General features: G+C 61.7%; 25 protein-coding genes and 2 tRNA genes. 17 read left to right on the top strand and 10 right to left on the bottom strand.

Annotated elements, in window-relative coordinates; translation table 11 throughout:
- The first annotated feature begins 72 nt into the window (after positions 1–72).
- Positions 73–840, top strand: a complete 768-nt coding sequence (locus NKJ18_RS05835; RefSeq protein ID WP_352757950.1) for a triose-phosphate isomerase — start codon at positions 73–75, stop codon at positions 838–840.
- A 26-nt stretch (positions 841–866) separates the two neighbouring features.
- Entirely contained in the window at positions 867–1,304 is a 438-nt protein-coding gene (gene derI, locus NKJ18_RS05830) for a D-erythrulose-4-phosphate isomerase (RefSeq protein ID WP_023672592.1), read from the top strand.
- 15 nt (positions 1,305–1,319) lie between these two features.
- Here derI and dhaL read toward each other — a convergent pair whose 3' ends face one another.
- Together dhaL and NKJ18_RS05820 are read right to left on the bottom strand one after the other, a co-directional pair.
- The gene (gene dhaL, locus NKJ18_RS05825) at positions 1,320–1,961 is read right to left on the bottom strand and encodes a dihydroxyacetone kinase subunit DhaL (RefSeq protein ID WP_352652039.1); all 642 of its coding nucleotides are present in this window, start codon (positions 1,959–1,961) and stop codon (positions 1,320–1,322) included.
- Positions 1,962–1,985: 24 nt separating this feature from the next.
- Positions 1,986–2,993, bottom strand: a complete 1,008-nt coding sequence (locus NKJ18_RS05820) for a dihydroxyacetone kinase subunit DhaK (RefSeq protein WP_352757949.1) — start codon at positions 2,991–2,993, stop codon at positions 1,986–1,988.
- A gap of 625 nt (positions 2,994–3,618) precedes the next feature.
- Between NKJ18_RS05820 and NKJ18_RS05815 the strand changes: the two genes are divergently transcribed.
- Positions 3,619–4,710 carry a tyrosine-type recombinase/integrase gene (locus NKJ18_RS05815; protein ID WP_352758016.1) on the top strand — a complete coding sequence of 364 codons (1,092 nt, stop codon included), beginning with the start codon at positions 3,619–3,621 and terminating at the stop codon, positions 4,708–4,710.
- Between the two features lie 82 nt (positions 4,711–4,792).
- Complete coding sequence (locus NKJ18_RS05810; protein ID WP_352757948.1) at positions 4,793–5,272, top strand: hypothetical protein; 480 nt, start codon at positions 4,793–4,795, stop codon at positions 5,270–5,272.
- Positions 5,273–5,688: 416 nt separating this feature from the next.
- On the opposite strand, the gene NKJ18_RS05805 is transcribed toward NKJ18_RS05810, so the two are convergent.
- On the bottom strand, positions 5,689–6,702 hold the full coding sequence (locus tag NKJ18_RS05805) for a class I SAM-dependent methyltransferase (RefSeq protein ID WP_352757947.1): 1,014 nt from the start codon (positions 6,700–6,702) through the stop codon (positions 5,689–5,691).
- Between the two features lie 130 nt (positions 6,703–6,832).
- On the opposite strand from NKJ18_RS05805, the gene NKJ18_RS05800 reads away from it, so the two are divergent.
- From NKJ18_RS05800 to NKJ18_RS05790, 3 genes are all read left to right on the top strand, one after another.
- Entirely contained in the window at positions 6,833–6,952 is a 120-nt protein-coding gene (locus tag NKJ18_RS05800) for a glycosyl hydrolase 108 family protein (RefSeq protein ID WP_245274389.1), read from the top strand.
- Between the two features lie 202 nt (positions 6,953–7,154).
- Complete coding sequence (locus tag NKJ18_RS05795; protein ID WP_023681672.1) at positions 7,155–7,700, top strand: cupin domain-containing protein; 546 nt, start codon at positions 7,155–7,157, stop codon at positions 7,698–7,700.
- Positions 7,694–8,761: a glycosyltransferase family 2 protein gene (locus NKJ18_RS05790; RefSeq protein WP_023746767.1), complete on the top strand. Its 1,068-nt coding sequence runs from the start codon at positions 7,694–7,696 to the stop codon at positions 8,759–8,761. Before NKJ18_RS05795 ends, NKJ18_RS05790 begins: the two co-directional genes overlap by 7 nt.
- A gap of 37 nt (positions 8,762–8,798) precedes the next feature.
- Here the strand turns inward: NKJ18_RS05790 and NKJ18_RS05785 are convergent, their stop codons facing one another.
- Both NKJ18_RS05785 and NKJ18_RS05780 read right to left on the bottom strand, forming a co-directional pair.
- Positions 8,799–9,026 (bottom strand): hypothetical protein, encoded by a 228-nt coding sequence (locus NKJ18_RS05785; RefSeq protein WP_352536929.1) that lies wholly within the window; start codon positions 9,024–9,026, stop codon positions 8,799–8,801.
- A gap of 29 nt (positions 9,027–9,055) precedes the next feature.
- Positions 9,056–9,370 (bottom strand): hypothetical protein, encoded by a 315-nt coding sequence (locus NKJ18_RS05780; RefSeq protein ID WP_023739027.1) that lies wholly within the window; start codon positions 9,368–9,370, stop codon positions 9,056–9,058.
- A 356-nt stretch (positions 9,371–9,726) separates the two neighbouring features.
- Between NKJ18_RS05780 and NKJ18_RS05775 the strand changes: the two genes are divergently transcribed.
- Positions 9,727–9,849 carry a hypothetical protein gene (locus NKJ18_RS05775; RefSeq protein WP_280790514.1) on the top strand — a complete coding sequence of 41 codons (123 nt, stop codon included), beginning with the start codon at positions 9,727–9,729 and terminating at the stop codon, positions 9,847–9,849.
- Between the two features lie 550 nt (positions 9,850–10,399).
- On the opposite strand, the gene NKJ18_RS05770 is transcribed toward NKJ18_RS05775, so the two are convergent.
- Together NKJ18_RS05770 and NKJ18_RS05765 are read right to left on the bottom strand one after the other, a co-directional pair.
- Complete coding sequence (locus NKJ18_RS05770) at positions 10,400–11,311, bottom strand: hypothetical protein (RefSeq protein WP_352757946.1); 912 nt, start codon at positions 11,309–11,311, stop codon at positions 10,400–10,402.
- Positions 11,312–11,388: 77 nt separating this feature from the next.
- Positions 11,389–11,463 (bottom strand) — tRNA-Asn (locus NKJ18_RS05765).
- A gap of 231 nt (positions 11,464–11,694) precedes the next feature.
- On the opposite strand from NKJ18_RS05765, the gene NKJ18_RS05760 reads away from it, so the two are divergent.
- The 6 genes from NKJ18_RS05760 to NKJ18_RS05735 all read left to right on the top strand — a co-directional run bounded on the left by NKJ18_RS05760 (position 11,695) and on the right by NKJ18_RS05735 (position 18,991).
- On the top strand, positions 11,695–11,955 hold the full coding sequence (locus NKJ18_RS05760; RefSeq protein WP_031203994.1) for a PGPGW domain-containing protein: 261 nt from the start codon (positions 11,695–11,697) through the stop codon (positions 11,953–11,955).
- 334 nt (positions 11,956–12,289) lie between these two features.
- Positions 12,290–12,363: transfer RNA gene (locus NKJ18_RS05755), tRNA-Cys, on the top strand.
- 110 nt (positions 12,364–12,473) lie between these two features.
- Entirely contained in the window at positions 12,474–13,148 is a 675-nt protein-coding gene (locus NKJ18_RS05750) for a protein-L-isoaspartate O-methyltransferase family protein (protein WP_023744773.1), read from the top strand.
- A gap of 184 nt (positions 13,149–13,332) precedes the next feature.
- Entirely contained in the window at positions 13,333–14,718 is a 1,386-nt protein-coding gene (locus NKJ18_RS05745; protein WP_023667706.1) for a TolC family outer membrane protein, read from the top strand.
- 326 nt (positions 14,719–15,044) lie between these two features.
- Complete coding sequence (locus tag NKJ18_RS05740; protein ID WP_352757945.1) at positions 15,045–15,941, top strand: PopZ family protein; 897 nt, start codon at positions 15,045–15,047, stop codon at positions 15,939–15,941.
- Positions 15,942–16,207: 266 nt separating this feature from the next.
- Positions 16,208–18,991 (top strand): valine--tRNA ligase, encoded by a 2,784-nt coding sequence (locus NKJ18_RS05735; protein WP_352757944.1) that lies wholly within the window; start codon positions 16,208–16,210, stop codon positions 18,989–18,991.
- Here NKJ18_RS05735 and NKJ18_RS05730 read toward each other — a convergent pair.
- A complete protein-coding gene (locus NKJ18_RS05730; protein ID WP_352757943.1) occupies positions 18,940–19,209 on the bottom strand; it encodes a hypothetical protein in 270 nt (89 codons plus the stop codon). The genes NKJ18_RS05735 and NKJ18_RS05730 overlap by 52 nt on opposite strands.
- A 141-nt stretch (positions 19,210–19,350) precedes the next feature.
- Here NKJ18_RS05730 and NKJ18_RS05725 point away from each other — a divergent pair, with 141 nt between their 5' ends.
- The 3 genes from NKJ18_RS05725 to NKJ18_RS05715 all read left to right on the top strand — a co-directional run bounded on the left by NKJ18_RS05725 (position 19,351) and on the right by NKJ18_RS05715 (position 23,437).
- A complete protein-coding gene (locus NKJ18_RS05725) occupies positions 19,351–20,610 on the top strand; it encodes an OmpP1/FadL family transporter (protein ID WP_023688210.1) in 1,260 nt (419 codons plus the stop codon).
- A 291-nt stretch (positions 20,611–20,901) separates the two neighbouring features.
- Complete coding sequence (gene ilvD / locus NKJ18_RS05720) at positions 20,902–22,626, top strand: dihydroxy-acid dehydratase (protein ID WP_352757942.1); 1,725 nt, start codon at positions 20,902–20,904, stop codon at positions 22,624–22,626.
- The gene (locus tag NKJ18_RS05715; protein WP_023667701.1) at positions 22,613–23,437 is read left to right on the top strand and encodes a tetratricopeptide repeat protein; all 825 of its coding nucleotides are present in this window, start codon (positions 22,613–22,615) and stop codon (positions 23,435–23,437) included. The genes ilvD and NKJ18_RS05715 overlap by 14 nt, the downstream gene beginning before the upstream one ends.
- 200 nt (positions 23,438–23,637) lie before the next feature.
- Here the strand turns inward: NKJ18_RS05715 and NKJ18_RS05710 are convergent, their stop codons facing one another.
- Entirely contained in the window at positions 23,638–23,937 is a 300-nt protein-coding gene (locus NKJ18_RS05710) for a hypothetical protein (RefSeq protein WP_023667699.1), read from the bottom strand.
- A 71-nt stretch (positions 23,938–24,008) separates the two neighbouring features.
- Positions 24,009–24,803 carry an exodeoxyribonuclease III gene (gene xth, locus NKJ18_RS05705; protein WP_023729965.1) on the bottom strand — a complete coding sequence of 265 codons (795 nt, stop codon included), beginning with the start codon at positions 24,801–24,803 and terminating at the stop codon, positions 24,009–24,011.
- Positions 24,804–24,805 lie beyond the last annotated feature (2 nt).

Genomic DNA, 24,805 nt, shown 5'->3' with positions numbered 1-24,805 from the left:
GCGTCGGCCCGAAGGCCGGCGCGTAGACCCGGAAACACGCATCATCCGAATTTCGGATCGAAGGAGAGAAGAATGGCCCCGTATTGGGTCGGCACGAGCTGGAAGATGAACAAGACGCTGGCGGAGGCGCTGCAGTTCGCCGAGGCATTGGCGGCGTTCGTGCCGGGCTTCGATCCGGCGATACAGCCTTTCGTCATTCCGCCCTTCACCGCGGGGCGGCAGGTCAAGGCGGCGCTCGCCAACACCCGCGTCAAGGTTGGCGCCCAGAACATGCATTGGGCCGATGCCGGTGCCTGGACGGGCGAGATTTCGCCGGTGATGCTGAGGGATTGCGGGCTCGACCTGATCGAACTCGGCCATAGCGAGCGTCGTGAGCATTTTGGCGAAACGGACAAGACCGTGGGACTGAAAACCGCAGCGGCAGTCAAGCACGGCTTCGTACCCTTGATTTGTGTCGGCGAGACGCTGGCCGAGCGCGAGGGCGGCCGCGCCGACACAATTCTGACCGCGCAGGTTTTGGGCGCGCTGCAGGGTCTCGCAAACAATGAGTTGTCGGCAGAGATACTCTTTGCCTATGAACCGGTGTGGGCGATCGGCGAGAAAGGCATTCCGGCCAGCGCCGACTATGCCGACAAGCAGCAGGCGCTGATCAAGCAGGTCGCAGCAACCCGGTTGCCGACCGCCCCGCTTGTGCTCTACGGCGGCAGCGTCAATCCCGGCAACGCGGCCGAACTGATCGGCCAGCCGCATATCGATGGGCTGTTCATCGGCCGCTCGGCATGGCAAGCGGAAGGCTATATCGACATTCTCAAAAAGGCGTCGGCCGCCATCGCGCGCTGACCACGAAAACGAAGGAGTTAATTGCCATGAAGATCGCACTCGGAGCCGACAGCGCCGGCAAGCCGCTGCTCGATGTCATCGCCAAGCATCTCGCCACCAAGCCAGAACTGCAGGTCGTCGATCTCAGCCAGGCCGGATTCTACGCCGATATTGCCGCGGCGGTCGGCCACGAAATTGTCGACGGCAATTACGACCGCGCCATCCTGTTTTGCGGCACCGGCATCGGCGTCAGCATCTCGGCCAACAAGGTGCCCGGAATCCGCGCCGCGTTGACCCACGACACCTATTCGGCGGAGCGCGCTGCGAAATCCAACAACGCCCAGATCATCACGATGGGTGCGCGCGTCATCGGCCCCGAACTGGCGAAATCGATCGCTGACGCCTGGCTGGCTTCCGAATTCGATCCGAACGGACCTTCTGCCGCCAATGTGCAGGCTGTCGACAAGCTCGACGCGAAGCGCTGAGGATCCGCTCCCGACCTAGCCGGTCAAGGCGATCCGCATCGCCTCGATCACAGTTACGGCGGACGCCGCGCCTGGATCCATATGGCCAAGCGAGCGTTCACCGAGGCGGGAGGCCCGGCCCTTGGTGGCGATCATCGTCTTGGTCGCCTCCGCGCCGGCCTTGGCCGCCTCGGCTGCGGCCGCAAGGCTTCCGGCCAGCCCCTTGCCGGCGGCCAGTGCCTCGCCCGCAGCCGTTGCGGCCGGCGCCCACGCATCGATCATCGTCTTTTCGCCAGGCTCGGCCTTGCCGCGATCCTGAATGCCTCTGGCCATCGCTTGGAACATAGCGACCGCGTCGGCGTCGTCGAGCGTCGCCTTGCCCTTGACGGCGGCCGCGCCGCGCATGAACGCGGTGGCATAGAGCGGACCCGAGGATGCGCCGACTGCGTTCAGGAACGACTTCGCCGCGGTGTTCAGCAAGATGGTCGGATCGGTGGCGCCGGTATCCAATGCCGCGACGGCATCGCGTGCCGCGGCAAATCCAAGCTCCATCGCAATGCCGTGGTCGGCATCGCCGATCACCCCGTCAAGCGCGCACAACCGGTCCCGGTCGGCCGACATGGCGTCGGCGATTGCCGCGAACATCGCGGCAAGCCGCGTGGTGTCGATTGTCGTCATCTCTTGCTCCTTGCCGTCCCCAGTTTACCCGGCGCGAAACATGGCGCAGTCGCAAGGGTGGTCGAGCATCGTCTGCAACTCGTCGTCGAGGTGGTGCAGCGTGATCGAAGCGCCGGCCATTTCGAGCGAGGTGCAGTAATTGCCGACCCAGCTTGCGTGAATGGATACACCGATATCGTCAAGCCTCTGCTTCACCCGCCGGTTCATGATGTAGAGTTCCATCAGCGGTGTCGAACCCAGCGAATTGACCAGCACGGCGACTTTCTCGCCGCGTGCCGGCGCCATCTCGGAGAGAATCCTGTCCAGCATTTCGTCGGTGATCTCGTCGGCTGTTTTGAGTTTTCCGCGTGCGATGCCGGGTTCGCCATGGATGCCCATGCCGATCTCCATCTCGTCGGGTCCGATCTCGAAATTCGGCCGGCGGGTTTGCGGCAACGAACAGGGCGCCAATGCGACGCCCATGGTAAAGGTGTGGTCGTTGGCTTTCCCGGCAATGCGTTCGCATTCATCGAAAGACAACATGCGGTCGCAGGCGGCGCCTGTCGCCTTGAAGATGAAGAAGTTCCCTGCGACACCGCGCCGCTTGTGCCTGTCGCCAACGGGCGCGGAAGCGACGTCGTCGGTGCTCAGCACCGTACGCACCTCGATGTCGTCCATCGCGGCCATCTCGGCCGCCATGTCGAAATTCATGACGTCGCCGGCATAGTTGCCGTACATGAACAGCACACCGGCGCCGCCGCTCGCCGCCTTGGCGCATTCGAGGATCGGGTCGGGCGGCGGAGAGGCGAAGACATTGCCGATCGCCGCCGCGTCGGCCAGTCCCTTGCCGACGAAGCCGAGAAAACTCGGCTCGTGGCCCGAGCCGCCACCAATGACGAGGCCTACCTTGCCTTGGCGCGGTCCATCGCGGGCGATGATCGAGCGCGGGCATCCGTCAACGGCTTTGAGATGGCGGGGATGCGCAGCCAGGATGCCTTCCAGCATCTCGTCGACGGCGCGATTGCCGTCATTGATGATCTTCTTGGTTTGCACCAACGTCCTCCCGATTTGGTATTTTCATAGATGATACCGGGCGTTATCAGGCTGCCTTCGGGCGAGGGCAGGGGCGCGATGCCCGCCAAACTGCCTCGATCGGCTTCGTAGCTGTTACCAGCCGTTCTGGCAGAAGCTCAGCGGACCGAAGTGCGCGGACAATGGCGCTGTAGTGTACAATATCGCACCACGGCTTAGAAAAGGCGGTGGCTCCCCGGGGCCGGATTCGAACCAGAGACCAACCGGTTAACAGCCGCTCTCGGGATAGCCCACCAGCGCCATATCCCGGTTGTTCCACTCCTGAAAAACCCCTTGTTTCATAACGATTTCAGCTTTCCTGTTGCACATTAGAGCACACAGGGCAACATAGGCAGCAGTTGCATCCTGTTGCCCCGACGTTGCCCCGGAGAGCCCTAATGCCCCGCGAGACCCTGACCGACAACCGCCTGAAGGCTTTGAAGCCGGCTGCTCCTGGCAAGCGATACGTGATCATGGATGCCCAAGTCCCGAGCATGGGCGTCCGCGTAACCGACAAGGAGCCGTCCAACGGTTCAAAGCTTAAGGCCGGACAAGTCAGCTTTGTCTACATCGCCCGTTTCGGTGTTGCAACTCAGCCCGCCGCGCGCTGGGAGAGTACGACGTCATGTCGCTTGAAGCGGCACGCACCAAGGCGAGGCAGTGGGCAGCGCTCATTGATCGCGGCATTGACCCGAAGGTCCAGGCTGACGAGGAGCGGCAGGCGGCGGCGAGGGCAGCGACAGAGAGCCGTGACCGGTCTTTCGAAACCATCCTTGAACGGTTCATCAAAGCCCGGCGCCGCGATGGCATCCGCAAGGCCGACGAGGACGAGCGCGACCTCAACCGGGAATGCCTGCCGAAGTGGAAGGGCAGGGACGTCGCCACCCTCACCAACGCCGACATCATGGAAGTGGTCGAACCGATCTATGCGCGCGGCGCGCAGCGGCAGGCGCTCAACATCGCCCAGAAGATCGGGACGTTCTTCGGCTGGTGTGTCGATGACGACCTGATCACCGCCTCACCCTTCCGGGCAAAGAAGGTGCGCACCACCATCGGCGAGAAGGGATCAAGGGACCGCGTCCTGACCGATGCTGAGATTGGGGCGCTCTGGACTGCCACGGCCGCTGGCGACGTCTACAGCGCCGTCTATCGGCTGCTGCTGCTGACCGGCCAGCGCCTCAACGATATCGCCCAGGCGTCATGGACCGAAGTCGACGTTGACCGCAAGACGCTGACTGTGCCGGCGGCGTGCTTCAAGTCCGGCCGCGATCACGTTGTGCCTCTCACTGACGAAGCGCTCGGCATCATCGCCAAGTTGCCGCGGTTAAAGAAATGCAACTGGCTTTGCTCGCTCGACGGCGCGGGACCGGTGACGATCGGCCATAAGGTCAAGCTGCGGATTGACGCCGCCATGCTCGCAGCGCTTCGGAAAGACGATCAAGAGGCCAAGCTGCCGGCGTGGGTCAATCATGACATCCGCCGGACGGTTCGCACCCGGCTGTCCGAGCTCGACGTGATGGACGAGGTTGCCGAGGCTGTCATCGGGCATGTGCCTACGGCGCTAGTCAGGACGTACAACCAGTCTGACCGCCTCAAGGTGAAGCGAGACGCCCTGACGCGCTGGGAGGGCGCGCTTGTGGCGCTGACAGGCCGCAAGACGGCCAACAATGTCATCCAGATAAAGGCGGCCGGTCAATGACCCTCAATTTCAACTATCAGCACGATTTCTCGGAGCGAGCCGAACGAGAGATCCTTTCAATGCTGAATCCCAAGGGTTTTCCATGCCTCATGGCGATTGGCTGAGAACGAAGCTGCACGACATTGCAAATACGTTTCATTGGTCGGCTGAGCGGCGGAAAAAGGGAACACATCAAGGGACCGTCGATGAATGGAAAAGGCTCCAGGAGGCGGTGTCGTCCACCGTGCAGTATTCGGATAGCCAAAAGCTCGAGTTGTCGACGGCTACCGAGTTTGGGGCGGGTGTGCGCGTGCCTGATAGTTGGGACGACGCAGCTCCGGTCCCCATATCGGAAGAAGAACTAAACGCATGCCTCGTTCCGGCTGAGTTCACCGAGGGTGACGTCGAGATCGCTAAACGGGTGCTTCACCGCCTGCTTGCGAGCGTGACCGCTATGGCTGACGGCATGGAAAAATGGTTGAGGGTCGACCGACGAAAAACGAGCAGCCCGAGATCGATGGGCTCATACGTGGCCTTGCTCGGCTCTGGTGCGCGGCGTTTAAAGTGCCGATTGCTTATATAAAGATATCGGAGAGCGCCGGCAGCCCTACTGCCAATTTCATTGAGACCGGTGCCAAGCTATTCCTTGGCGCCGCGCCGCCTCGCAAGTCGATCGTCACTCGCATCATCGCTTATAGGGATGAAGAGAAAAGCAAGCTATCCTGATTTGCCAGTGCTGATTGCGCTCTAAACCAGCACGCGGGTTTGTTCGCACAAAATTTCTTCAAAGAAGTGTATTTCCCAGGCGCTCGGCGGTGCTGACACACTGACCCCAGTAGGGCAAAATTCGAAGCGTCGACGCGATTTCGAAGGCGATCCGGGAGAACCCGGAACGTGCCATCCGGTTTGCAAGGCAGCCGGGGAAAACCTCGACGCCTGGTTCCCGATGAACCCGAAATAGACGCTAGAAGACGCTCTGCGGACGCACGGCCTGATCAACTAGTCCAGGCCGACCCTGCGCCGGATGCGTGTTGCCAGCAGGCTAACCAGTTCCCGCGTGGGGATGGTGTCTCTGGCGGCCGGCACCTTGACGATTTCCCGCTCGATCTTCACCGGCTGGATTTCGCGATAATCCGGCCCGACTTCGGCATCGAATTCCGCGTGATGCCGCAGAGCGAGGTTGATGCGGACGGCGTTTAGGGCGTCGTTGGAAAGCGCCGCATGGGTGTCGCTGCGGCGCAGCTGCACCACGAACTCCGAACCGATATTCTCTTCGATGAAGGCGATCTTAAAGTTGACAAGCTTGAGCGCGTTCAACTCGAAAATCGCCAGCTCGAACATCGCCGGCGTGAAGAACCATGCGTGGTTGTCGACATAGGGCCTGCTGTCGGACATGTCGCCTTTAAGGTCGCCCTGATATTCCGTCCATGCCGCTTCAAGGCTGTGGGCGTAGCCGAGCGGCGAGTGATCGCCTTTGATCCACGCCGACTTTCCGCCGCGTGTCGCCGCCGAGCATCGCCCCTCAAACAGCGCTTCCGGTGAATGCCTGATGCGGCCTTCCCGGTAGGCGGTGAGAATTTCGCGCAGGCTGGTGGGAGACTTGAGCAGGTCGAAGCATTTTCGCATATCGGGAACGGCCAGCGAAATGATGCCGTCCGGCTTCAACAGGCGGGAGCATTGCTGCAGGAAGCGAATAAGGTCCGGCGTATGCTCGATCACGTGGCTGGCGATGAGGCAATCAAAACCATCCGGCCGGACGGCCAGGGCGGCTTCGTCCAAGGGCTGGCCGGTCCAGACGATGTCGACATTTTCAATCTCGTCAACCTTGTTGCGGATGACTTCGGCCGTGTGACCACGGGCCATCTCGCGCAAAGCATCGCCGTCCTGGAAGTCCACTATTGTCGTATCCCAGCCGTCCGCCCTCGGAGCGATCGGGCTGAAGAACGGCCCGATTTCAATTATCGACATGCTGGTTTTGTCGATATTTCTCCGCAACTGTTCGAGACGGTCCAAAGTTGTTTCCTCCGCAAAGTAATACCCCGCCCGGCCGTCTGATATTTGCTCGCGCGCGCTTCGTCCAGCCCGCCAGTTGGCGGAAAGGAACTCGCATGCTGTTTCTCGCGAGAAGCAAAGCCTTGACCTCGTGCTGGTGCACGAACGCGGCTACTCCAACCATCCTGCCGACGGCCCGACCATGAAGGGCGTGACCCAGCGTGTTTATGACGGCTACCGCAAGCGCAAGGGCCTTGCGCTTGCGGTATAGCAAGACGCCGGCAGCGGTTGGCGCAGCCGGGTGATGTCGTCGAACCGAAAGTCAAACGGCAGTTCCGCTCCACTCTCCAATCGGAGAAATTGGCTACAGTGCCGTCCTCTTCGATTGCGTGGCCTTCCACGCTGCCGTTGAAAGACAGTTAAAAGAAGGGCATGAGGAGCGCTGCCAAAGCTAGTTAGATTGGATGAGTCCTATGACGCAGAGCATTCTCGATAAGACATTGGCAGGGGCCCAGAAGGATCAGGAGACGGTTCGATCCGGCGAGCCGATCGGCAAGGTCCCCGACGGCGTGACGTTTCACGACATGACCGCTCACCTCGACGACAGGGGAAGCGTCACCGAGGTCTACGACCCTCGCTGGAATTGGCATCCCGATCCGCTTGTTTTTTGCTACATGTTTACCATACGACCGAGAACGGTGAAGGGTTGGGCGCTGCATAAGCTTCACGAGGATCGATACTTCGTTGTCGATGGCGAGATGGAGGTCGTCCTGTATGACCCAAGGCCCGAGTCGAGCACCTGCGGACAGGTATTTCGGATTGTTCTGTCTTCAGCCCGGCCACGCCTGATGAACATCCCCAGATTCGTCTGGCACGCGGACCACAACATCGGCGCGAGGGACGTTAGAGCAATCAATTTTCCTACAATGCAATATGACCACGCCAATCCCGACAAATACCGGCTGCCGCTGGATACCGATTTGATCCCGGTCGACTTTGGCGGCCTCAAGGGATGGTAGACGACGCTCCGCCGCTCTTCAGCGTTCTGATGCCGACCCATAATCGTCCCGACTCTCTTGCCTATGCCATCCAGTCGGTGCTGGCGCAGACGGAGCAATCGTTCGAGCTTCTGGTCGTTGGCGACGGTGCAGCACCGGAGACCGAAGCGGTCGTGAAAAGCTTTTCCGACCCGCGCATTCGTTGGTTTGATTTCCCCAAGGCGCCTCACTTTGGCTATGCCAATCGAAATCTGGCGCTTCGATCGTCACGCGGGGAATTGATAGCCTTCGCCGCCGACGATGACCTGATGATGCCGGATCATCTTGCACTCATGCGCGGCCAGTTCGTCGATCCGTCGGTGGCACTTGTCTACGGCCAGGTCCTCTGGGTCTCGACCGACGGCATTTGCGGTCCTGATCTTACCAACCTGTTTTTTCCCGAAGAGCGGCGCCAATTCATGGCGAGAGGGAACACGATAGCGGCCTCAGGCGTCGTATATCGCGCCAGCGCTCTTGCAGAGCGGACGGTGTGGCCAGAAGATGTGAACGGGGCGGGAGACTGGGAGATCTGGCGTCGGATCGTGCTCACAAAGGGCTTCGCCGCCGTGCGCTACCTTCGCCTTCCTACGTGCCTGCATTTCTCCGCTAAGTGGAAAAACCTCAGAGACTCCGGATTCGCGAGGCTGACGGGCTTCATCAAAGCGTGTGAGACGTCGATCTGGTTTCCGGCGCCGCTACGGGTCGCCATTCCGACAGGACACCTGGAACAAAAGGTCTTCTGGGACATCATGTGTGTCGATCCCGATGGCTGGACCGCGCTCATTCGGGAAGCCGCAGCCGACGCCGTGAACCGACTTGCGCTCGACCGTCTCGAAAAGCTGGCTACACCCGACTCGCCACCCACACCACCTCCTCCCCCCGCTGCCCCAGATGACGGCCGAGCCGAGGCGCTTGCGGTAGAAGTACAGGCTCTCGCGATTGAAAGGGACGCTATGAAGATGGAGATGGAGGCGCTCAAGCGCTCGAAGAGTTGGCGTTGGACTGCCCCTCTAAGGCAATTGCGAAGGCATATCGGCCGATAGGAGCCGGCGCCAAAGGGCATGAAGCGGCCGGATAATCCTATTCGTCCCCGTCGCCGAGGTACGCCTTCACACGTCCGAAATCGCGGTACATTCCGCCGTCCGGGTGTTTCTTCTCATGCCAGGTGATCGCCCAATAGCCGGTGTCCTGAAGACCCTCCATGACCATCACCCGATCGCGGTTGGTCGGGAAATGCTCCTTGAGAAGATCGTTGACGGCATTCAAGCCGCCGTCTCGGTAGGCTTGCAGATATACATCATCTACCATGGGATAATTCCTCTTTTCGCGGACTGTTGCTACCGACAGGGATGTTGCAGCCGGTGCTCTAGCAAGAGGGTTAAGACCTCTTCGGTTTTGTCCCGCCGGTGCTTCTCTGCCAAAGCGACTCTATCATTGCTAGGCCCCAGCGGCATCGATATCAGGAGGTCGGTGAGTTGCGGGTTGCACTCGAAGAGGATTGCCCTGGCCAGTAGGTCGGCCGGCTCGCAGAGGCCTTTGAACCGGTCGATCCCGGCGCCAAGGCAGGCTTCGAACGCCTCCCGCTTAGTAGTTTCGGCGCCCGCGGTGCAGATCGTCGCACCCATCACCAACGAACAAAGCATCGCTTTCATGGCTGAAGCATCGCGCGCAAGCTTCGCCCCCGCAAGGGCGTGCTTGAGTTTTTAAAGGTGTCGGCGCATCATCACCGGCGGAGCGTGAGAACTCCCGCGGATGGCCCTGCCGGGCCATCTGCACCCAGAGCATTGGCGGGGCGATCCCTCCAAGGATCGATATTGCCAACGGGTAGAACGAGCCGACTTAGCCGTCGGAGCGAACGGCAGCACTATGCCGGGAGAGCGGCGGCTATACAAGACCCGAAAGGGAAAGGCCGTTCGCGCATGGTCTCTGGCCATGTTCTCACCCTCCCGGCGCCAGTGCTGTCCACTGGCAACCGGCCGTGAGAAGCCGAAACCAGAGAGCCTACATCATGACCATCCATCAACCTGACATGCGCCGTGAAGACGGGGCAATCTTCCTCACCGTGGCGGAAAACGACCGCCTGGGGATAGCAACCACGATAGAGCGACTGATCGACCTGCTCGAGCCATGAGCCCGGATCCTGATCTCGAGGAAAGCCTCGGATGGGGATATGGCAGCCAATTGGAATTGCACGCCCAGGACGCGAGCGCGAGGAGGAGAACGAGCACGGTGGCGACGTCCAAGACGACACGATTCGCAGGACGAAGGGGACTACGAGCCGAGCCTTGGCTGGGGCAACCGTACGGGGCAAAGCGGCGTCGGGCTGGAAGCCTGGAGCCTTGAGGATGCCTGCGACATCAGCGGCCTCGGCGGGCTCGCGCTCTTCTCAGGCTCGGGCTATGCGATCGGGAAGGCAATCCTACGAGAGTTTGCGCAGCGCCGCCCTGATGTGACGCAGGCCTATGTGAAGACGTCGTGCGCGATTGGGGGCGCTGGCGAAGCGGCGAGATCGGCGACGTACCTCTGCTGAAGATCATACCGGGGGTGACGCGCATCCTTCGCGACTGACCTTTCGCCAATTGGCGATAAATGGCCCGCCGCCCCGCGGTGCCGGGCTGGGCGCGCTAGATCATTCCGTGCCGAAACAACCAGCCCCCTGTCTTGCTATGGCGGGCTGCTTTTTAGAATTTCCGCTGCGGTCGATCGTCAATGGACCGAGCAATTGCATTCAGTTCTTCCTGCGATGGCACAGGGGGAGCTTCACCGGTCTTCCACCCCGTCGCCATCTGCCGTTGAACATGTTCCCAGAGTGGCCCGAGCACTTGGTTCATCGGGAAGCCTTTCGAGATCAATGGCAGCATGCTTGTATTGTTGATTCGACGGCCATCGGCATCATAAGCTGAATGCGCCCCGCCGCCTTCGCGGTAAGCCCATGCGCAAAGTGCTTGCGGTCCCACGGTCGCCGGCTCCTTCGCGCTGATCTCCCTGTTCATTCGCACGAACCATGCGCAGAGACGATCGGCCGCACGCTCCTTCGTTCTGGCACGAGCGGCCTGTCTCGTCATTGTTTGCATAATCGTCACGGGCAGGAAGTGGGGAGCGCCTGAGCCGAGAGCGATGCCAAAGCTATAAACACGCGGCCCGAGCTTCAAGTCCATCACCCGAAATTTGGTTTGGCCTTTCGTATCGATAGTCGAGGCACCCGTCTCCAGCCTCATTTGCATCTGGTCCAGCGACGTAATAGCCGCAACTCGGGCCTTCCCGTCGATGAAGCCCACATACCCGAACGTGTGGCCGGGGGCGTGTTTATCGAAGCCCTGCTCTTCGGCAGCAGCGGCAATTTCCCGCAAGGTCTGATCGAGCGTGCGGTTCGCTCCGCGCAGAACGCCCTCGATCCACTCGCTGACTTCGAAAGGCTTGCTACCTGATCTGGCGCCGGCGCCAGCATAGGTGATGAAGCCGTGACCGTCGGCGGTTTCCAGCCTGGCCATCTTGGTGGCCGCGAACGACTTCATGCTGTCCACGCCGCTGTATAGACGGTCTGCGCCGACGAACGCCACGCGAGCAGTAACCATTGCAAGGGCGAAGGTCATCGTTGCCCCAGATGTTGCCCTGTCCGGAACTCAAGTAAACGCTCAGGAAAGGGAAAGCGGGCTAAGTGTTTGGAAATTGGCTCCCCGGGCCGGATTCGAACCAGCGACCAACCGGTTAACAGCCGGTTGCTCTACCACTGAGCTACCGGGGAATAGAGGCTCTCATGTGAGTGGCGCAGCCTATAGCAAACCCTTTTCGGCTTTGCAAAGAAGCATTTCGCATTTTTTAGCGCATTTTCACCCAATGGTTTCTGGCAATCGCCGGATGACACCACATATGAGCCGTCTTGGGCGCCGTCGGACCTTGGTCGGCGGAACCTGAACGGCGATTGCAGCCTTTAGCGCATATGGCTTTATCGAAGGCAACCGGATCGACTTTCGACATGACTGCAGCAGACGAAAACCAGGCACCGGCGCGGAAAATCTCGGTGTTCGGGCGCGAGTTCACCATGCCGCGCTCGCGCGGGCTGAGGATCGCCATCGGTATCGTTCTGGTGTTTTTCGGCCTTCTCGGCTTCCTGCCGATTCTCGGCTTTTGGATGATTCCGCTCGGCCTTTTGGTGCTTTCCTACGAATTTGCCGCGGTGCGCCGCCTGCGGCGCCGGTTCGTCGTCTGGTGGGAACGGCGTCGCCGGCCAAGTTGAAAGCGATGGCGCGCGATCCCGGAGCGGCCGCTTCGCTTTTCCAGCCCGTCGCAGATTTCCCCCTCAAGATCTCCTTGAGAACGGCAACTGCTGGTGCCAGCCGCGCGCGATATGCGGTGAAAGCCGGTTTGCACCCGCTGCGTAAAGCTGCGGGTTCGAGTTTCGCCGGTCGCGCAGCCATGCTTGACGAGCGGCCAATATGCCGGCGCCAGCCGCTGAAACCGCTCGGGAACCACGTTGCGGAGGCTGATGAGGAAAGCACGCCGGAATGCCGCGCGCACGCTTGACGACCTTTCGCTGCCACCATATTGAGTTCGCTCGCCGGGAGCGATGAGGCCTCGTGGCGGAGTGGTTACGCAGAGGACTGCAAATCCTTGCACCCCGGTTCGATTCCGGGCGAGGCCTCCAGTCGCTTCAGCTCCCGCATGTCGGGGGCTTGAGTTCCGGGCGAATGCGCCGCAGTGTCGGCGCGACAAGCGCATTTCAGCGCATTGGCTTTTTGACGGATTGGTTGGGACATGAGCGCTGATTTTTCCGAACTTCGCGTCAAGATGGTCGACGGCCAGGTCCGCACCACGGATGTGACCGACGCAGCATTGCTCGATGCCATGCTTGCCGTGCCGCGCGAGGCCTTTGTCGGGGCCGGCCAACAGGCTCTCGCCTATATTGACGAGGATATCCGCATCTCCGACGGCACCAATGGCAGCGGTGCGCGCTACCTCATGGAGCCGTCGCCATTGGCCAAGCTTTTGCAGTTGGCCGAGATCGACGCTGGCGATTCGGTGCTCGATGTCGGCTGCGGCACCGGGTATTCCGCGGCGCTGCTGTCCAGGTTGGCCAAATCCGTCGTGGCGCTGGAAAGCGATACAGCACTGGCGGAAGCAGCCAAAGCGGCGCTTTCGGCGCAGGGCTGCGATAACGTCACGGTGGTCACCGGCCCACTGCCGCAAGGTCATGCCGCCAAGGCGCCCTACAATGTGATTCTCATCGGCGGCAGCGTCGAGAAAGTGCCTGCGGCGCTGCTTGACCAGCTTGCCGAAGGCGGCCGGCTGGTGGCTGTGGAAGGGCAGGGCAATGCGGGCGTAGCCCGGCTCTTTTTCAACGCAGGGGGGGTTGTAACCGGAAGACGGGCATTTAATGCGGCAATTAAGCCACTACCCGGATTTGAACGCATTCATGCCTTCGAGTTCTAAGTGATTTTGCCTTGCAGCAAAGACTCTGTCATGTTGGCTTACGATTGAACAATCGTTGCTGATTGGTTAACCGGGGTTTCGGGAGCTGTCAGCGGGGGAACGATAGATCGACGCGGCGCTGGCCGATCCCTAGGGATGGGCTGGCGTGGCGTGGTTCCCGTGCAAAACGAATGAGGGATATAAAGTGCCGTCCTTAGCCAAGAGTCTGTTTGTTACCGTCCTCATTTCCGCGACAGCGCTTTCGCCGATAGCCGCCTCGGCGGAAACCATTCTCGGCGCGCTTTCCAAGGCCTACCAGAACAATTCCTCGCTGAATTCGGCCCGTGCCGGCGTGCGCGTCACCGATGAGGGCGTGGCGATCGCCAAGTCGGGCTATCGCCCGGTGATCACTGGTTCGGCTGACATCGATTACACCTCCAGGCACCTAAACGGCAGGAACGCGAGCCTGGCATTGACCACCGGCAGCTTCGGCGTTCGGATTGACCAGACGCTGTTCGACGGCTTCCAGACCAAGAACAGGGTCGCGTCGGCCGCTGCACAGGTGAGGGCCTCGGTCGAGGGCCTGCGCAACACCGAAGAGAACACGCTGTTCAACGCGGCGAGCGCCTATATGGACGTGATTCGCGACCGCCAGGTGGCGGTGCTGACCGAACAGAATCTGCAGTTCCTGACCGAGCAGGCGCGGGCGGCACGCTCGCGCTTCGAGGTCGGCGAGGGCACGCGCACCGATGTGGCGCAGGCCGACGCGTCTCGTTCGGCCGCGGTGGCGCAATTGAGTGCTGCCCGTGCGCAGGCTCTGGCCAGTGCAGCAACCTATCATCAGATCGTCGGTGACGAGCCGGGCAAGCTCAAGGCCGCGTCGCCGTTGGCGAAGCTGTTGCCGAGGAGTCTCGAGGCGGCGATCGGCATTGCATCGAACGAGCATCCGGCCATCCTGGCCGCCCTACATTCCGTCGATGCAGCGGGATTTGATGTAAAGACGCAGGAAGGTGCGTTGCTGCCGCAGTTGACTGCCAGTGCCGGCCTTTCCCATGCCTATCAAAATACTGTACCTGGCGCGGGGAATTCGGACGGCGACTCCAATGCCGCCACGGTCGGCGCGACGCTGACCGTTCCGATCTATTCGGGCGGCCGTACCTCCGCACTCGTTCGTCAGTCGAAGGAATCGCTCAGCCAGGCTCGCATCGAGGTGGATGTCAGCCGTGACTCGGTGCGCCAGGCCGTGACCTCGGCATGGACGCAATACATCGCAGCGCGGGAAAGCGTCGACGCTAATCGGCAGGTGATCGCGGCTGCACAGTTGGCCCTCAACGGCGTCATCGAGGAGCGCAATGTCGGACAGCGCACCACGCTCGACGTGTTGAATGCCCAGAACGCCGTCATCTCGGCAAAGATCGACCTCGCCAGCTCCGAGCGCGATGTGGTTGTAGCCAGCTACGCCATCCTGTCGGCCATGGGCCGCCTGTCGGCCGATCGCCTGGCGTTGAATGTGGTGAAGTACAAGCCTGAAGAGCACTACAGAGCCGTCAAGGACAAATGGATCGGGCTGCGTACGCCGGACGGTCGTTGAGCCCACCTGGGCGGCTCAAATCCCGCCAGGGTTGAAGCATTTCACGCCGCGCTTCCCATGGATGCGCGGCGTTTGTCTTTTGTAGCCTAAATTGTTGAAATCCGGCGTCTTCCGAGATTGGGGATTCTCGGATGGCGATCCGTCGGCTACGCTGTCGCCATGATTCGTATCCGGCTTTGCCGGACAGGAATCCAGGAACGGGTCACTACAGCGCCACGCGTCCGATGGATGCGCAAAGGACGCTGTAGAACTTTGATTTGCGCCTGATCCTCTTCGAAAATCGAGATCGATTTTCGGGATCATGCGCGGGGGCGGCGGATGTGACGATGGCGACGGCAAGCAGCGCACAGCGCGAACCTTCCATGGAAGAAATACTGGCTTCCATCAGGAGGATCATCGAAGACAGCGACACCGGCCGCAAGCTGCCGGGCGACGCCGATGAGTTGCGCCAGGACCTTGTGCCGGCCGCCGGGCCTGTTTCGGATGTCGAGGCATTCCGCAGCGAATTGCACAGCTCGACCGAAAGCAAGAAGCCGGTGACGCTGGCCGAGGTGCAGGCCCAACTGGCCGAGCCGGTGGTTGCGCGGCTGGAGCCGCGCTCCGACCCGTCGCCAGTGAAGCCGGCCATTGCGGCAAATGCCACGACCGCCGCGCCACCCGCGCATGCTCCGATGACATTGGCGGAAGTAAGCGCCAGGATAGCCAGTGAGCCAGCTCCCGCCGTCAGGGCAGAAGCTGCAGTGCGGGCAAAGGCGGAAACCACCGACTCGATAGTCACCGATTGGCGCCGCGAAATCGCGGCCGTTGGCAATCAGACAAAACCGGCTGAGACAGTACGGCAGCCCGAGATCAGGCAGCCGGAGACCAGGCAGCCAGAGACTGAAAATCGGCAGGCAGCAATCGCGGAGGTCAAGGCTTTCGAAGACGATCTCGCTGCCGAGCCGGCTTTCGAGCCTCATCCTTCGCGCAGCGAGCACGCGCGCCCGGCCGATACAACTCCGGTTCGGCCGGCGATCGTTTCGGAACATACGGGACGGCAGGTCGCTGCGGCCTTCGGCGAGCTCTCCGACGCCTTTGCCAGCCGCAGCAAGAAGACCTTCGACGAGATGGCCGAGGAGATGCTGCGGCCGATGTTGCAGGACTGGCTGGACAACAACCTTCCGACGCTGGTCGAGCGCCTGGTACGCGAAGAAATCGAGCGCGTCGCGCGCGGCGCGCAGTAGGCATTACCACAGCCCGTTCCGGATTAAAGCGCCGCCTTCGGGCGGAGCTTTCGCTGCAGGTCAGCTTCCGGCCGATGTCGCGAACACGATCAGCTTCCCGTCGGGATCGCTGACGATGAAGGTGCGGGCATGGCCTTCCCGTTGAAATGACCAGGGCCCCGCCTATCTGCGTTGAAGGACTGAGGCAGCCCTCGCGGTTGACTTGGCCAAAACCTTCCGATTTACACCGGGTCAGCAAAACTCCCGACCGCGCGGACCACTTTCCCATGCTTGAAAAGACCTACGACGCCAAGACCGTCGAACCCAAGATCGCCAAAATCTGGGAAGAGGCGGACGCATTTCGCGCCGGCGCAGGTGCGGAAGAGGGGGCCGAGGCCTTTACCATCGTCATCCCGCCGCCCAACGTCACCGGCTCGCTGCATATGGGCCACGCACTCAACAACACGCTGCAGGATATACTCGTGCGCTTTGAGCGCATGCGCGGCAAGAACGTGCTGTGGCAGCCGGGCATGGACCATGCCGGCATCGCCACGCAGATGGTGGTCGAGCGCCAGCTGATGGAGAAACAGATCCATCGCCGCGATCTCACCCGCGAGGAGTTCATCGACAAGGTCTGGGAGTGGAAGGCCGAGTCCGGCGGCGCCATCTTCAACCAGCTGAAGCGGCTCGGCGCCTCGGCGGACTGGTCGCGCGAACGTTTTACCATGGATGAAGGCCTGTCCAAGGCCGTGCTCGAAGTATTCGTCAGCCTCTACAAGGAAGGGCTGATCTACAAGGACAAGCGCCTTGTGAACTGGGACCCGAAGCTGTTGACGGCGATCTCCGACCTGGAGGTCGAGCCCCAGGAGATCAACGGCAATCTCTGGCACTTCCGCTATCCGATCGAAGGCGAGACTTTCGATCCGGAAAATTCGGCGACCTTCATTACCGTGGCGACGACACGGCCCGAGACGATGCTTGGCGATACGGCGGTCGCCGTGCACCCGGACGACGAGCGCTACCGGCATCTGGTCGGGAAAAATGTCGTGCTGCCGATCGTCGGCCGGAAAATCCCGGTTGTGGCTGACGAGTATTCCGACCCGGAAAAGGGTTCCGGCGCGGTCAAGATCACGCCGGCGCACGACTTCAACGATTTCGAGGTCGGCAAGCGCCACAAGCTGCCGGCGATCAACATCCTGACCATCGAGGCGGCAATAACGCTCAGGGATAATGAGGATTTTCTCGCCGGGCTCGACGTGACGCCGGAGCGTCAGGCCGTCTGGGACGAGCTCGACGGTCTCGACCGTTTCGTCGCGCGCAAGAAAATCGTCGAGCTGATGGAGACCGGCGGCTTCCTCGACAAGATCGAGCCGCACCGCCACGCCGTGCCGCATGGCGACCGCGGCGGCGTGCCGATCGAGCCGTTTCTGACCGAGCAGTGGTATGCAAACGCCGCCGAGCTGGCCAAGCCGGCGATCGCATCGGTGCGTGAAGGCCGTACCAACTTCGTGCCGAAGAACTGGGAAAAGACCTATTTCGACTGGATGGAGAACATCCAGCCCTGGTGTATTTCACGCCAGCTATGGTGGGGTCACCAGATCCCGGCCTGGTACGGGCCGGACGGCCGGGTCTTCGTCGAGAAGACCGAGGAAGAGGCGCTGGGCGCCGCGATCGAATATTATCTGGCGCTGGAAGGTCCATGGAAGGCCTGGGTCGAGGACAAGCTCGAGACCTTCAAGCCGGGCGAAATCCTGAGCCGCGACGAGGATGTGCTCGACACCTGGTTCTCGTCCGCACTGTGGCCGTTCTCGACACTGGGCTGGCCGGATCATACGCCGGAGCTGAAGACCTATTACCAGACCGACGTGCTGGTGACCGGTTTCGACATCATCTTCTTCTGGGTCGCCCGGATGATGATGATGGGCCTGCATTTCATGCACGAGGAGCCGTTCCACACCGTTTATGTGCATGCGCTGGTGCGCGACAAGAACGGGCAGAAGATGTCGAAGTCGAAAGGCAACGTCATCGATCCGCTCGACCTCATCGACGAGTTTGGCGCCGATGCACTGCGCTTCACGCTGACGGTGATGGCGGCGCAGGGGCGCGACGTGAAACTCGATCCGGCGCGCATCGCCGGCTACCGCAATTTCGGCACCAAGCTGTGGAACGCGACACGCTTTGCCGAGATGAACGAGGTCGCGCGCAATGACGATTTTTGGCTGAACGACGCCAAGTTGCCGGTCAACCGCTGGATCCTGACCGAATTGACCCGGGCGTCGCACGCGATCACCGAGGGCATCACCTCATACCGCTTCAACGAGGCGGCAGGGGCTGCCTACCGCTTCGTCTGGAACCTGTTTTGCGACTGGTATCTCGAACTGCTCAAGCCGGTGTTCATGGGCACTGACGAGGCGGCCAAAGCCGAAAGCCGCGCCTGCGTCGCCTTCGTGCTCGACGAGATTTACAAGCTGCTTCACCCCATGATGCCGTTCATGACGGAGGAGCTGTGGGCGCAGACGGCAGGTGAGGGCAGGACGCGCGCAACGCTGCTGTGCCACGCCGCCTGGCCGTCGCCCGACTTCGAGGACGCCGATGCAGCCGCCGACATCAACTGGCTGGTCGATCTGGTCTCCGGTATTCGCTCCGTGCGCTCTGAAATGAACGTGCCCCCGGCGGCGATCGCGCCGCTGGTGGTGGTCGGCGCCAGCGCCGAGACTCACCAGAGGCTGGAACGCCATGCGTCCGCCATCAAGCGGCTGGCGCGGGTCGGCGACATCTCGCAGCAGGACGCCGCACCCAAGGGCTCGGCCCAGATCGTGCTCAACGAGGCGACGATCTGCCTGCCGCTCGGCAGCCTGATCGATCTCTCAGCCGAGGCGGCGCGGCTGCAGAAGGAACTGGCCAAGGTGACCGAGGAAATCGCGCGGCTGCACAAGAAGCTGTCGAACGAACGGTTCGTCGCCAGCGCGCCGGAAGAGATCGTCGCGGCCGAGCGCGAAAAACTCGCAGAATACCGTGATCAGCAGGAGAAGCTTTCGGTGGCGTTGACCCGGGTGCGCGACGCCGGCTGAGCGCCGGATTCGCGAGACGCTTGCAGCGCTTCGCGAAGGTTCTTTTGCTCGAAAAACAGGCGTTCCGTTGCGTTAATATTGACGTAAACGGAAAGTTTCGACCCCCATTGTTGCCATAATGTAACAATGGGGCCGAATGCCGGCAAAATAGAGGGTTTTGGTGCCGTTTTGAGCGGTTTTTTCTGATTTGTCCCCCAGTCTGCCGCCCAAATGGTCATTTTCGAACCTGCCGGCCAAGCCGCCACTGTGTTCGAAATGCGGTCCGCAAGAGTGTACATGTACGCTATGTGAATTCATTGTTGCGCCGTTAACCCGAATTGGTTCTAGCTTGACGCACTAGTATTTCGGGGAGGACATCCATGAACAATTTGCGTTTGAAAACACTGCTGGGGGCGGGGTGTTTTTCGCTGGGCCTGATCGGTTCCGTGCATGCCGGCGGCCTGGAGCGCGGCGGCTATGACATCGATCTGCTGTTCGATCCTGCGCAGGTCGCCGGCGAGGTTACCGGCACCTATGTGATGCCGCAACGCGACCTCAAGAATGTGGTGGACACGAATCCGGCTGACGGCCCCCTTAACGCGCTGGGCCTTTCCAACAGCGCCCGCGATACCGAAAGCTATTGGGTGCCGAGCGTGGGTATCAAGGCTGGTATAGGCCCGGTCGATTGTCTTGTCGACTATGGCCAACCGATCGGTGCGTACAGCAATCCCGGCGTCAACTGGGCCGGCGCGAACGGCAATATCGTAACCAAGGTCGAGAGCGAGGCCGTTGGCGGAACCTGCTCGTACAAGGTGAACCTCGGCAAAGGTCAGTTTCGTTTCATCGGCGGCGTGTTCCATGAGGACGTCTCGGGCTTCAAGGAGCAGCTGGTCGCTCCGCTTCCCGCATTTTTGGGTACAGGCGTTGGGCGCCTTGACCTCGAAGGAGACGGCTGGGGATGGCGCGTCGGTGCCGCCTATGAAATTCCTGACATCGCGCTGCGCGCCAGCCTGGTCTACAATTCAGCCGTCAAGCTCGACAACCTCTCGGGGACGCTCGATCTGACACAGGTTCCCGGATTCCTCGACCCCAGCAATCCAATTTTGGGTCGCATAACCGACGTAAGCGGTTCTTCGGAGGTGCCTGAGTCTCTGGAACTCAAGCTCCAGTCAGGTATTGCTCCGGGTTGGCTCGCGTTTGGATCCATTAAGTGGGTCAATTGGAGCGTATTGCAAAGCATTCCATTCTGCCCGACCGCCGCCCCGGGTGCTTGCACCACGACCGGCCCGACCCGCGCTACTTCACTTGATCTGCTCTACCGGGACGGCTGGACGGTCTCCGGCGGTATCGGCCACAAATTCAATGATCAGTGGAGCGGCGCCGCCGTTCTGACCTGGGATCGCGGAACCTCCACCGGACTGAGCGCCCAGACGGACACCTGGACGGTTAGCGGTGGCGTGGCTTACACGCCGACCCAGAACATCGAGGTTCGTCTTGGTGGGGCGCTGGGCGTGCTTACCAGCGGGTCGATCCATCCAGTCGTAGGCGACGATGGCGTCACCTATGGTACGGACTACACCGCTGACTTCGGCAACGATCTTGTGTCGGCCATTTCGACTTCGTTGAAGGTGAAGTGGTAAGCCTTTCAAGTTGAAAAGAAAAAGGCCGGGCATTCCCCGGCCTTTTTCTTATGCGGGCACCGCGTCGAGCCTTGCCGGCGAGAGTTGGCGTTGCAGATACGCCGCACCGGCGTCGCCTCTCGCGATTGTGGCGTTTTGGCAACAGTTCCCGGCCAACCCCCGCGCTACGGTCCCGCTCGACCAAATTGCCCATTTCCCGCCATAAACCCGGCGCACCTCGAATTTGTCTCGGGACACGCGCCAGAAGGCTCGGCGATGGGGCAGGCCGCACCGCCCGCGGCAAGGAAGAGAATGGACGCCAAAGTCGTTTCCAAGGCTAAGCTCCCTAGCCGCCATGTGACCGTCGGTCCGGCGCGTGCGCCGCACCGTTCGTATCTCTATGCCATGGGCCTGTCGGCGGCCGAGATCGCACAGCCGCTGGTCGGCGTTGCCTCCTGCTGGAACGAGGCGGCGCCTTGCAACATCTCGCTGATGCGCCAGGCGCAGGTGGTCAAGAAAGGTGTGGCGGCCGCAAACGGCACGCCGCGCGAATTCTGCACCATCACCGTCACCGACGGCATCGCCATGGGCCACCAGGGCATGAAGTCGTCGCTGGTGTCGCGCGAGGTCATCGCCGATTCGGTCGAACTCACCATCCGCGGCCATTGCTACGACGCGCTGGTCGGCCTTGCCGGCTGCGACAAGTCGCTGCCCGGCATGATGATGGCTATGGTGCGGCTCAACGTGCCGTCGATCTTCATCTATGGCGGCTCGATCCTGCCGGGCTCCTATCGCGGCCGCCAGATCACTGTGCAGGACGTGTTCGAGGCGGTCGGCCAGCATTCGGTCGGCACGGTCAGCGATGCCGAACTGCTCGAGATCGAGCAGGCGGCGTGCCCGTCCGCCGGCTCCTGCGGGGCCCAGTTCACCGCCAACACCATGGCCACCGTCGCCGAGGCGATCGGCCTGGCGCTGCCGTACTCCTGCGGCGCGCCGGCGCCTTACGAGATGCGCGACCGCTTCAATTTTGCCTCCGGCGAAAAGATCATGGAGCTGATCGCCAAGAACATCCGGCCGCGCGACATCGTCACGCTGAAGGCGCTGGAGAATGCGGCGACCGTGGTTTCGGCAACCGGCGGCTCGACCAATGCGGCGCTGCATCTGCCGGCCATTGCGCACGAGGCCGGGATAAAGTTCGACCTCTTCGACGTCGCCGCGATTTTCGAGAAGACGCCTTACATCGCCGACCTGAAGCCCGGCGGCAAATATGTCGCCAAGGACATGTTCGAGGCCGGCGGCATTCCGCTCTTGATGAAGACGCTGCTCGACCATGGCTATCTGCATGGCGATTGCCTGACGGTGACTGGCCGTACTTTGGCCGAAAACATGGAGCATGTTGCCTGGAATGATAGCCAGGATGTGGTCCGTCCCGCCAACCGACCAATCACCCAAACCGGCGGTGTCGTGGGCTTGAAGGGCAACCTTGCCCCCGAAGGCGCGATCGTGAAGGTCGCGGGCATGACGGAGCTGAAATTCTCAGGTCCGGCACGCTGTTTCGATTCGGAAGAGGAATGTTTCGAGGCGGTCACGCACCGCAACTACCGGGAAGGCGAGGTTCTCGTCATCCGTTACGAAGGTCCGCGCGGCGGCCCGGGCATGCGCGAGATGCTGTCGACGACGGCGGCGCTCTACGGCCAGGGCATGGGCGGCAAGGTCGCCCTCATCACCGACGGTCGTTTTTCGGGCGCGACCCGCGGTTTCTGCATCGGCCATGTCGGGCCCGAAGCTGCCGTTGGCGGCCCGATCGGGCTCTTGAAAGACGGCGATGTGATCTCGATCGATGCAACCAAAGGCACGATCGCGGTCGACCTGTCCGAGGCCGAACTGGCAACGCGGGCGAAGGCCTGGAAGGCGCGCACGACCGACTATCAGTCGGGCGCGATCTGGAAATACGCACAGACGGTAGGGCCTGCCCGCAACGGCGCGGTCACCCATCCGGGCGGTGCCAAAGAAACACATTGCTATGCGGATATCTGAGTTGTTGAGGTCGTCTGTCCTTCCGGCACTGGTCGCTGTTGCGATCTTTGGCGCCGTGGGCCAGGCCATGGCCTTCGACGACAAGGTGTTCGACGACAAGACCGGCGTGAAGCCGCAATCGAGCCCATGGGCCGTGTTCCAGTTCGGCTTCTCCGCCTACAAGAGCGGCCATAAGGAACAGGCGGTCGAGGCCTATAAATACGCCGCCGAGAACGGCCAGATCGGCGCCACCTGGAAGCTCGCGCGCATGTACGCCGAAGGCGACGGCGTGACGCGCGACGACTATGCGGCCTTCAAATTCTTCTCCGAGATCGTCGATCAGGATGTCGAGCCGGGATCGCCGGAGGAAAGCTATGTCTCCGACGCGCTGGTGGCGCTGGGCGACTATCTCCGGACAGGCATCCCCGGCAGCCCCGTCGAGGAAAACGAGGTCGCGGCGCAGGAATATTACATGCGCGCGGCCGCCAATTACCGCAACCCGAACGCCCAGTTCGAGATGGGCCAGATGTTCCTGAAGGGCGAGGGCGGCGTCAAGGCCAGCGTCAAGCAGGCCGGCCGCTGGTTCCAACTCGCCGCCGAAAAAGGCCATGCCGGCGCCCAGGCGACTCTCGGCAATCTTCTGTTCCAGAGCGGCAAGATCGTGCGCGGGCTGGCCATGATGACCGCCGCGCTCGAACGCGCCTCGCCGAGCGACCAGCCGTGGATCCGCGGCATGCAGGAAGAGGCATTTGCCGCCGCCGGCGAAGCCGACCGTCGCACTGCCATTTCGCTTGCCGACGACATCCTGACCAAGGGCGGCGGCGACCAGTGAAATTGCCAATCTCCCCCCTTGAGGGGGAGATGCCCGGCAGGGCAGAGGGGGGCGCTGTCCCGCTGGCATTTCAGTTGACTAAAGTTTGCCCGGGTTGGACTGAGAGGGTGAGCTTGTTTGACCGAAAGGTCGCCTTTCTTCGCGCCCCCCTCTGGCCTGCCGGCCATCTCCCCCTCAAGGGGGAAATTAGCTCACATCCATCAGTTCTCGGTGAGTTCCGCCGGCGCCGCTCTGTGTACCGGCATCGAGATCGGCGTGACGTGCAGATGCGGCTTCATCGTGCTGTCGGGGCAGCTGTCGCCGATCTTGGTCCATGAGGTGTTGTTGAGCACCAGGTCGCAGCGGGCCATATGGCTCTTGTCTGAAACCGTCAGGCAGGTGACCTGGCCGACCTGGTAGGACTTGCCATTGGCCAGGCACTGCTGGTCGGCAAGTGCCGCTGCAGGGGAGGCCATGGCAAATGCCAGGCCGATCGGGCAAAGGAGGAATCGTAGTGCCATGGAACCCCAGCCGCCATGCTGATCTCTGACTGAATGGCGCGATTGTGGCGACATCAGGGTTTCGGCTGATATCAAGCCGGCAGCAGCGCCAGATCGATCGCCACCGGCACATGGTCGGAAGGCTTTTCCCAGGCGCGCACGTGCTTTTCAATCGAGGCCGAGGAAAAGCGGTTGGCGGCTTCGGGCGACAACAGCAGATGGTCGATGCGGATGCCGTTGTTCTTCTGCCAGGCACCGGCCTGGTAATCCCAGAAGGTATAGACATCGGCCGCATCGGTGACGGCGCGGACTGCCTCGGTGAAGCCGAGATTCTTCAGCCGTCGGAAGGCCTGCCGGGTCTGCGGCTGGAACAGCGCATCGCCAAGCCAGTTCTCGGGGAAGCGCGCATCGACCGGCTCGGGGATGACATTGTAGTCGCCGGCCAGCACCAGCGCCTCCTCCAGAAGCAGCCGTTGCTCGGCCCAGCGATGCAGCCGTTCCATCCAGGCCAGCTTGTAGGGAAACTTCTTCTCGTCATCGATGGGATTGCCGTTGGGCAGATAGAGCGAGGCGACGCGCAGCGCGCCCTGGTCGGTCGAGAACACGCCCTCGATGAAGCGCGCCTGCTCGTCGGTGTCATCACCGGGCAGGCCCCTGATAACCTCGTCGAACGGAAGCTTCGACAGCAGGGCGACGCCGTTAAAGCCCTTCTGGCCATGGGTTTCCACGTTGTAGCCAAGCGCCTCGATCTCGGCGCGCGGGAACTGCTCGTCGACCGACTTGATCTCCTGCAGGCAGACGATGTCGGGCTGGCTTTCGCTCAGCCAGTGGGTGAGGTTGCCGATGCGGGCGCGAATGCCGTTTATGTTCCAGGTGACGATTTTCATGG

It is taken from the genome of Mesorhizobium sp. M0217 (assembly GCF_040321955.1).
Taxonomy (GTDB): Bacteria; Pseudomonadota; Alphaproteobacteria; order Rhizobiales; family Rhizobiaceae; genus Mesorhizobium.
The sequence above is the reverse complement of the archived record's forward strand: the minus strand, read 5'-3'. Positions and strand labels throughout refer to the sequence as shown.